Origin of the sequence: Bacteroides sp. 41_26, assembly GCF_949740115.1 — a bacterium.
GTDB lineage: Bacteria > Bacteroidota > Bacteroidia > Bacteroidales > Bacteroidaceae > Bacteroides > Bacteroides nordii.
In genome coordinates, this window is sequence record NZ_CATJGZ010000143.1 from 1 (window position 1) to 6223 (window position 6223).

Below are 6223 nucleotides of genomic sequence, written 5' to 3' on the forward strand. Positions count from 1 at the left end.
AAGAACACCGCCAATATTCTAATGAAGAACTTTGTCGATTTCATGTTCGGTTCGTTACTCTACTGGTTCATCGGTTTCGGACTGATGTTCGGCGCAGGTGGATTCATCGGTATGCCCCACTTCTTCAACTTGTCGTTCTATGAAGGTGGCGGACTCCCTTCAGAGGGCTTTCTGATATTCCAGACTGTATTTTGTGCCACAGCAGCCACCATTGTCTCAGGAGCTATGGCCGAGCGTACTAAATTCTCTATGTACATCGTTTATACCATCTGCATCAGTGTATTGGTCTACCCTATTTCAGGGCACTGGACCTGGGGAGGGGGCTGGCTCATGAACGGTGAAGAAGGTTCATTTATGATGAACCTGTTCGGTACAACCTTCCACGATTTTGCCGGTTCAACCGTAGTTCACTCTGTCGGAGGCTGGATAGCATTGGTAGGTGCAGCTATTCTCGGTCCACGTATTGGCAAATATGGAAAAGACGGGAAATCAAAAGCCATTCCGGGACACAACCTGACGATTGCAGCATTGGGCGTATTTGTCCTGTGGTTCGGTTGGTTCGGTTTTAACCCCGGTTCTCAACTGGCAGCAGCTTCTACCCCCGATCAGATAGCAATTTCCCATGTGTTTTTGACTACGAATTTGGCAGCTTGTGCCGGTGGTTTCTTCGCCCTCGTAGTGAGTTGGTGGAAATACGGAAAACCCTCTTTATCACTTACATTGAACGGTATCCTTGCCGGATTGGTAGGCATCACAGCCGGATGTGATTGTGTGTCGGCAGCAGGGGCTGTACTGATTGGTGCTATCTGTGGGGTTGTAATGATATTCTCGGTAGACTTCATTGACAAGGTACTGAAAATAGACGACCCCGTAGGTGCAAGTTCCGTACATGGTGTTTGTGGTTTCTTAGGCACACTGCTCACCGGATTGTTCTCTACAAGCGAAGGAGTATTCTATACAGGTACTTTCGGATTCTTTGGAGCACAAGTATTTGGAGCAGTCATAGTAGGTTGCTGGGCAGCCGGCATGGGTTTTGTTATCTTCAAGCTGCTCGATAAAGTTCACGGATTACGTGTTCCGGCACGTGTCGAAGAAGAAGGTCTCGACATTTACGAGCACGGAGAATCAGCATATAACTAATCTATCATAATTCCATCAATCATAAATCAAAAGATTATGTCAAAACTAAGATTCAGAGTAGTAGAAACAGCTTTCAAGAAAAAAGCGGTAGAAGTGGTTCCTCCTTCGGAACGGCCTTCGGAGTACTTTGCAAAGTACGTATTCAACAAAGAAAAGATGTTCAGATACCTGTCAAGTAAGGTATACAACAAATTGATTGACGTTATTGACAATGGTGCTCCACTGGATCGCAGCATAGCCGATGAAGTAGCTGCCGGAATGAAAAAGTGGGCCAGCGAAATGGGAGTCACTCACTATACCCACTGGTTTGCTCCACTGAACGAAGGTACTGCCGAAAAACATGATGCCTTTATTGAACACGATGGCAAAGGAGGTGTAATGGAAGAATTCTCCGGCAAGTTACTTGTTCAGCAGGAGCCGGATGCCTCATCCTTCCCTAACGGAGGAATCCGTAATACTTTCGAAGCCCGTGGATACTCAGCCTGGGATCCTTCCTCACCTGCATTTATTGTAGATGATACATTGTGCATCCCAACTGTATTCATAGCGTATACAGGCGAAGCACTCGACTATAAAGCTCCGCTGCTGAAAGCCCTGAGAGCCGTAGATAAAGCAGCAGTCGACGTTTGCCATTATTTCAACCCGGAGGTAAAGAAGGTAATCGCCTATCTGGGATGGGAACAGGAATATTTCCTGGTAGACGAAGGTCTTTATGCCGCCCGCCCCGATTTGCTGATGACAGGACGTACACTCATGGGGCATGACAGTGCTAAGAATCAGCAACTGGAAGATCACTACTTCGGTGCCATTCCTACCCGTGTAGCGGCTTTTATGAAAGATCTCGAAATAGAAGCGCTTAAATTGGGTATCCCCGTAAAAACACGCCATAACGAAGTGGCACCCAACCAGTTTGAACTGGCTCCTATCTTTGAAGAATGCAATCTGGCAAATGACCACAACCTGCTCATCATGTCATTAATGCGCAAAATAAGTCGCCGCCACGGTTTCCGGGTATTATTACACGAAAAGCCATTCAAGGGAGTAAATGGTAGCGGTAAACACAACAACTGGTCACTGGGTACAGACACGGGCATTCTGTTAATGGCTCCGGGCAAGACTCCGGAAGACAACCTGCGCTTTGTGACATTCGTAGTGAATACACTAATGGCTGTTTACCACCACAACGGCTTACTGAAAGCATCTATCTCAAGTGCCACAAATGCCCATCGACTGGGAGCCAACGAAGCACCTCCTGCCATCATCTCTTCTTTCCTGGGCAAGCAATTGTCTCAGGTACTGGAACACATTGAAGAGAGTACCAAAGATGATCTGGTAAGCCTCAGTGGCAAACAAGGAATGAAACTTGACATTCCACAGATCCCGGAATTACTGATTGACAATACAGACCGTAACCGTACCTCACCTTTCGCCTTCACCGGAAACCGTTTTGAGTTTCGTGCCGTTGGCTCGGAAGCCAATTGTGCCAGTGCCATGATTGCCTTGAACTCTGCTATTGCCGCTCAGTTGAAGATGTTCAAAAAAGATGTAGATACACTGATAGAGAAAGGTGAACCCAAAGTTTCGGCCATCCTGGAAGTAATTCGTAAATACATCAAAGAGTGTAAAGCCATCCACTTTGACGGCAACGGATATAGTGACGAGTGGAAAGAAGAGGCTAAAAAAAGAGGATTGGACTGTGAAACCAGCGTTCCATTAATCTTCGACAATTATCTGAAACCGGAGACCATTGCCATGTTTGAAGCCACAGGCGTAATGACAAAGAAAGAGCTGGAAGCCCGGAATGAAGTGAAATGGGAAACCTATACCAAGAAAATCCAAATTGAAGCCCGTGTCTTGGGTGACCTGGCAATGAACCACATCATTCCGGTTGCAACACAGTACCAAACGGATCTGATTGATAATGTGTACAAGATGCGCGCGCTCTTCCCGGAAGAGAAAGCCGCCAGACTATCTGCTAAAAATCTGGAACTTATCGAAGAAATAGCAGATCGTACAGCTTTCATAAAAGAGCATGTAGATGCTATGATCGAAGCTCGTAAAGTGGCAAACAAGATTGAAAGCGAACGCGAAAAAGCCATCGCTTATCATGATACCATAGTACCGGCCCTGGAAGAAATACGTTACCACATAGACAAACTGGAACTCATCGTTGACAACCAGATGTGGACGCTACCCAAATACCGGGAATTATTATTCATTAGATAGTGAATAGTGATGAGTGATGAGTGATGAGTGATTAGTGCCATGCGGCATATAAGTACAGTATTAATCACTATTCACTAACCACTAATCACTATTCAAATATTTCTTTTGTTGGTTGTTTTAAGTTTGCAGGGGAGGATTGCCGTGAGGCAGGCCTCTTCTTTTTTTACTCTATTATCTTCGCATCCTCAATATCATCTGATACCGGTTTTCTGGGTTTATTGCGTGTAAACTTAAACCAGTTCACCAATTCAGATACCGCGTATATAAGGCTACTTACTCCGATAATCATAAATGCTGTATTGCGTGCTCCTGTCGGATTGAAAAGAGCCACAATACCTGCAAGCAGGATAAGAGAGGGTACCACATAAAACGCACCGGGAACTACCGTCCAGCGACGAGCCATTGAAAGCGAAGCTATCTGCTGCACACCTCCTAATATAAGGATAAAGCCAAGCAGGAACATCAATACATCGGCAAAGAATCCCGGCATTACCACCAACCAGAGACCGAAAAGCAAACTACCCGTTCCTTCAATCGGAAAACGACGTGAAACACCTTCCTCTGGTTTAGCTGCAAAATAACTGATAATAGAAATAAAACCGGGAATCAGGAATAACACACCAAGAGTAATAACAAGATACTGTACCGCAGCGTCGGGCCAAAGAACAAGTACCAGGCCAATAATCAATGCACAGACAGTACGGATAAGGGAATAATTCATTGTTTTCATATTTTTCTATATATTTTTAACGGGATACAACCCAATCTTTTTTGCGAATATAGGTGTTTCAGTTTACATATTAAAACAACAAACCAGTTTTGTAATAAGTTCATAGCAGAAATGTAACTTTTCTTACATCCTGCTTCCGTACTTTTGCTACAATAAATTTATAGACACTAAAGAGCCACCCTAAGTTATGACAAAGTGTACTAAGTACGTATTTAAGATAATAGGGCTTCATTGTCTTGCGAACAATGAAGCCCTATTATGTTGTAACTTTGTTATATAACAAAACGATTGTTTTAAAACATTGATAAGTACTACCTCTTAAATAGCACTTTCCAATATCTCTTTTGCCACTGCACCTGTTACATTTCCGTTCTCGCCATACTTCACTCCACGGGCATTAAAACGACGTTCTATTTCTTCAATCGTTTCTTTGCCGATCCCCTCTTCACTCAAACGGGTAGTGAGTCCCAAGGAACGGAAAAACTCTTCGGTACAGCGGATAGCCTCATCAATGCGTTCTTCTCTCGTACCGGACGTTATTCCCCACACGCGTTCACCATATTGCAGGATCTTGTCTCCTTTGAACCGACGAAGCACGCGCAAGGTAGCCGGATAAACAATGGCCAATGTATGCCCGTGCGTCAATCCGTGAAGAGCTGTCAGTTCATGCCCAATCATATGTGTAGCCCAGTCTTGCGATACTCCCATGGCTATAAAACCATTCAGTCCCATGGTAGCAGAAAGCATAAAATCTGCCATCAACTGGTAGTCATGCTGGTTCTCGCGAATCTGCGGAGCAATCTCTACAAGGGTTTGCAAAATACCTTCTGCCCAACGGTCCATAAGGCGGCTTTGACCGGGAGTAGTCATATATTGCTCTACTACGTGCACAAATGTATCGGCAATACCACAGGCTACCTGATGAGGAGGCAAAGTAAACGTCACCTCAGGATCAAGGATAGAAAAGAGCGGATAGTTGGCATAGAAAGGATATTTCTCCTTTGTTTCGTGACGGGAGATTACAGCCCCGTTATTCATTTCCGATCCTGTGGCAGGCAAAGTGAGTACGGTAGAAAGAGGCACGGTATTTGTCACCGGACGTCCGGCAGCCACAAGATCCCAGGCATCTCCATCATAAAGTAATCCGGCGGCTATCAATTTTGTTCCGTCAATGACGGAACCACCACCTACTGCCAACAGATAGTCAACTTTATGTTCTTTTCCAAGAGCAATGGCTTTACGCAACGTTTCGATAGCAGGGTTGGATTCAATGCCCCAGAATTCTACTGTAAAATAATCTTTGAGAGCTTCTTTCACTTGGTCGTACACGCCGTTTTTCTTAACGCTTCCACCACCAAAAGTTATCATAATTCGTTTATCGGACGGAATTTCCTTACTCAATTGAGCAATCATCCCACGTCCCATAATGAGCTTGACGGGATTCTGAAAAATAAAGTTGTTCATAGGTTATTACTTCTTTAATAATGATAAGTGCAAAGATAACAATCCTACTGCGATATAGGAAGAATCTTTTATAAAAAGAGATTCATTCAAGACTGTACAGGAATGAAGCAGTTCACCACAGAGTAACACAGAGTTCCACAGAGTTTAAATCTTTATTGAAACACAGAATTCTAAGACCTGCACAAATATTTGCGCAGGTCTTAGAATTCTGTGTTAATCCGCGTTTTATCAGATAAATACTGCTCCGTGGAACTCTGTGTTACTCTGTGGTGAAATACCATACAAAAACGAACAATTCATATTAGTTCACCGGAAGCCATGCGTTAATATCTTCGGCTACAAAAAGCCAGTATAATAACAGTAAGATTAAAATAACGACAGCGATTGTAATAAGGACTTTCCTTTGTTTCATAATTTGGTTTCTGTTTAAATATTAATTGTATAATTAAACAAATCAAGAGAAGGAAATGTTTATTTAGTACTTTCTTCAAACGGAAAGAATAAAAAAAGAAAGATTTTGTTTGCTGTTTCAAACAATGTGTTTATATTTGCCCCCGTAAAACATCAAAAGACAATGAGAACAATGTTAGTAAATACATATTGGTGGTGGCGCCCGTTACAACTCCGACAGTCGTAAGGGAGCAGTGCTCGTATGTATATACC

At 43.6% G+C, this 6223-nt stretch carries 4 protein-coding genes; 2 read left to right on the forward strand and 2 right to left on the reverse strand.

Features of this window, described 5'->3' with window-relative positions:
* Positions 1-1140, forward strand: a 1140-nt coding sequence (locus QX565_RS20495; protein WP_289294202.1) for an ammonium transporter, incomplete at its 5' end; no start/stop codon positions are given.
* Between the two features lie 36 nt (positions 1141-1176).
* Positions 1177-3366, forward strand: coding sequence for a glutamine synthetase III family protein (locus QX565_RS20500; protein WP_221649026.1), 2190 nt, complete (start codon positions 1177-1179; stop codon positions 3364-3366).
* Positions 3367-3529: 163 nt separating this feature from the next.
* Here QX565_RS20500 and QX565_RS20505 read toward each other — a convergent pair whose 3' ends face one another.
* On the reverse strand, positions 3530-4096 hold the full coding sequence (locus QX565_RS20505; RefSeq protein ID WP_289294204.1) for an HdeD family acid-resistance protein: 567 nt from the start codon (positions 4094-4096) through the stop codon (positions 3530-3532).
* Positions 4097-4414: 318 nt separating this feature from the next.
* Positions 4415-5560 carry an iron-containing alcohol dehydrogenase gene (locus QX565_RS20510; RefSeq protein ID WP_289294206.1) on the reverse strand — a complete coding sequence of 382 codons (1146 nt, stop codon included), beginning with the start codon at positions 5558-5560 and terminating at the stop codon, positions 4415-4417.
* Between the last annotated feature and the right edge of the window lie 663 nt (positions 5561-6223).